Source organism: Prevotella amnii CRIS 21A-A (genome assembly GCF_000177355.1).
Classification (GTDB): Bacteria; Bacteroidota; Bacteroidia; order Bacteroidales; family Bacteroidaceae; genus Prevotella; species Prevotella amnii.
Genome location: NZ_ADFQ01000022.1, coordinates 1 through 2,823, shown reverse-complemented (window position 1 = coordinate 2,823; position 2,823 = coordinate 1). Strand labels below are relative to the sequence as shown.

Sequence of the window (2,823 nt, the reverse complement as noted above, 5' to 3'; positions counted from 1 at the left end):
AGATAATTATCATAAAGAGCATAAAAAAAGCTCTGACTACATTTCTGTAATCAGAGCTTTTATTTATTATAAAAGAAGGCGGTCTCCTACTCTCCCACATTGCATTGCAGTACCATCGGCGCAAACGGGCTTAACTTCTCTGTTCGGAATGGTAAGAGGTGGAACCCCGTCGCAATAACCACCTAAATAAGGTAGACATATTGACTAAAATAAAATGTAAAGAACATATATTTTATAAACATAGAAAAACACACAGCTCAAAGAATGAACCTATATGCTTATATAGAATATTATCTAAAAAAGCATCGAAGAAAGTTTCGGGCAATTAGTAGTGCTTGGCTTTGACGTCACCGTCTGTACACCTACACCCTATCAACGTCATCGTCTTTGACGACCCTTATGAGGAGTTCTCATCTCGCGGAAGGCTTCGCACTTAGATGCTTTCAGCGCTTATCCATACCAGACTCAGATACCCAGCAGTGCACCTGGCGGCACAACTGGTAAACCGGAGGTCTGTCCAACACGGTCCTCTCGTACTAGTGTCAGAACCACTCAAAACTCCAACGCCCACGATAGATAGAGACCGAACTGTCTCACGACGTTCTGAACCCAGCTCGCGTGCCACTTTAATGGGCGAACAGCCCAACCCTTGGGACCTTCTCCAGCCCCAGGATGTGACGAGCCGACATCGAGGTGCCAAACCACCCCGTCGATATGAGCTCTTGGGGGGGATCAGCCTGTTATCCCCGGAGTACCTTTTATCCTTTGAGCGACGGAGTTTCCATACACATCCGCCGGATCACTATGCCCTAGTTTCCTACCTGCTCGGCATGTCTGCCTCCCAGTCAAGCACCCTTATGCCATTACACTCTTTGAGGTCGGTTACCAATCGACCTGAGGGTACCTTTGGAAGCCTCCGTTACGCTTTTGGAGGCGACCACCCCAGTCAAACTACCCACCAAACAATGTCCGCGCTATGCGCGTTAGACCTCAGACAGCCAAAGGGCCGTATTTCAACGGTGGCTCCACTTCTGCTGGCGCAAAAACTTCTAAGCCTCCGGCCTATCCTACACATCGGATGACCAAGGTCAATGTTAAGCTATAGTAAAGGTTCACGGGGTCTTTTCGTCCCATCGCGGGTAATCGGCATCTTCACCGATACTACAATTTCACTGAGATCATGGTTGAGACAGCGTCCGGATCATTACACCATTCGTGCAGGTCGGAACTTACCCGACAAGGAATTTCGCTACCTTAGGACCGTTATAGTTACGGCCGCCGTTTACTGGGGCTTCAATTCAAACCTTCGAATTGCTTCTAAGCTCTCCTCTTAACCTTCCAGCACCGGGCAGGTGTCAGGCTGTATACATCATCTTTCGAGTTAGCACAGCCCTGTGTTTTTGTTAAACAGTTGCCTGGACCTATTCTCTGCGCCTCGTATATTTAAACACGAGGACCCTTTATCCCGAAGTTACAGGGTCAATTTGCCTAGTTCCTTAACCATGAATCTCTCAACGCCTTAGTATGTTCTACCCGACCACGTGTGTCCGTTTGCGGTACGAGTTGCTTAAAAATTTATGTTAGCGGATTTTCTTGGAAGTCTGATTACCTGTACTATCAATTTCCTCCGAAGAGAATATTGTACTTTACGCTTTCTGCTCGAAATGTGGATTTGCCTGCATTTCTCATTACATACGGCGGTAAACGTTCCTTTCCGTCTGAACGCGACAGTGTCACTACTCCGTCTCCACGTCACTCTTTAAGCAAGTTGCGGAATATTAACCGCATCTGCCATCGCCTGCTCCATTAGGATGAGACTTAGGACTCGACTAACCCCGGGCTGATTGGCATCGCCCGGGAAACCTCGGTCTTTCGGCGAAAGGGAATCTAACCCTTTTTATCGTTACTTATACCTACATTTGCTTTTCCATAAGCTCCAACAGGTCTCACAACCTATATTCTAAGCCGATGGAATGCTCCCCTACCGATACTTTTTTTATATGCTATCCCGCACCTTCGGTATCTGACTTTATACCCGATTATTATCCATGCACGGACCCTCGACTAGTGAGCTGTTACGCACTCTTTGAATGAATGGCTGCTTCCAAGCCAACATCCTAGCTGTCACGGGGACCACACTTCGTTAGACTAACTTAGACAGAATTTCGGGACCTTAGATGACGGTCTGGATTCTTCTCCTCTCGGGAACGGACCTTAGCACCCGCCCCCTTACTGCACTACTGCAAAACATAAGCATTCGGAGTTCGTCAGGTCGCAATAGGCGGTGAAGCCCTCTTGACCTATCGGTCGCTCTACCTCTTATGTTATCATAGCACGCGGCACCTAAATGCCTTTCGGGGAGTACGAGCTATCTCCAAGTTTGATTGGCCTTTCACTCCTACACTCACCTCATCCAGAAGCTTTTCAACGCTTATTGGTGCGGTCCTCCATTCGGTGTTACCCGAACTTCAACCTGGGCAAGTGTAGATCACTTGGTTTCGCGTCTACCCCATCTGACTAATACGCCCGTTTCAGGCTCGCTTTCACTTTGGATACATGACTCTTGACACTTATCCTTGCCAGACATGGTAACTCGTAGGTTCATTATGCAAAAGGCACGCCGTCACATAATATATATGCTCCGACCGCTTGTAGGCGTATGGTTTCAGGAACTCTTTCACTCTCCTCAGCGGAGTGCTTTTCACCTTTCCTTCACAGTACTTCTTCACTATCGGTCTCATGGGAGTATTTAGCCTTACCGGATGGTCCCGGCTGATTCATGCAAAATTACACGTGTTCCGCACTACTCAGGATTACACTTGG

At 47.7% G+C, this 2,823-nt stretch carries 2 rRNA genes; both read right to left on the bottom strand.

Annotated features, from left to right (window positions below):
- Positions 1-73: 73 nt before the first annotated feature.
- Positions 74-186, bottom strand: a 5S ribosomal RNA gene (rrf, locus tag HMPREF9018_RS02565).
- Positions 187-304: 118 nt separating this feature from the next.
- A 23S ribosomal RNA gene (locus tag HMPREF9018_RS02560) occupies positions 305-2,823 on the bottom strand; the annotation flags it as partial.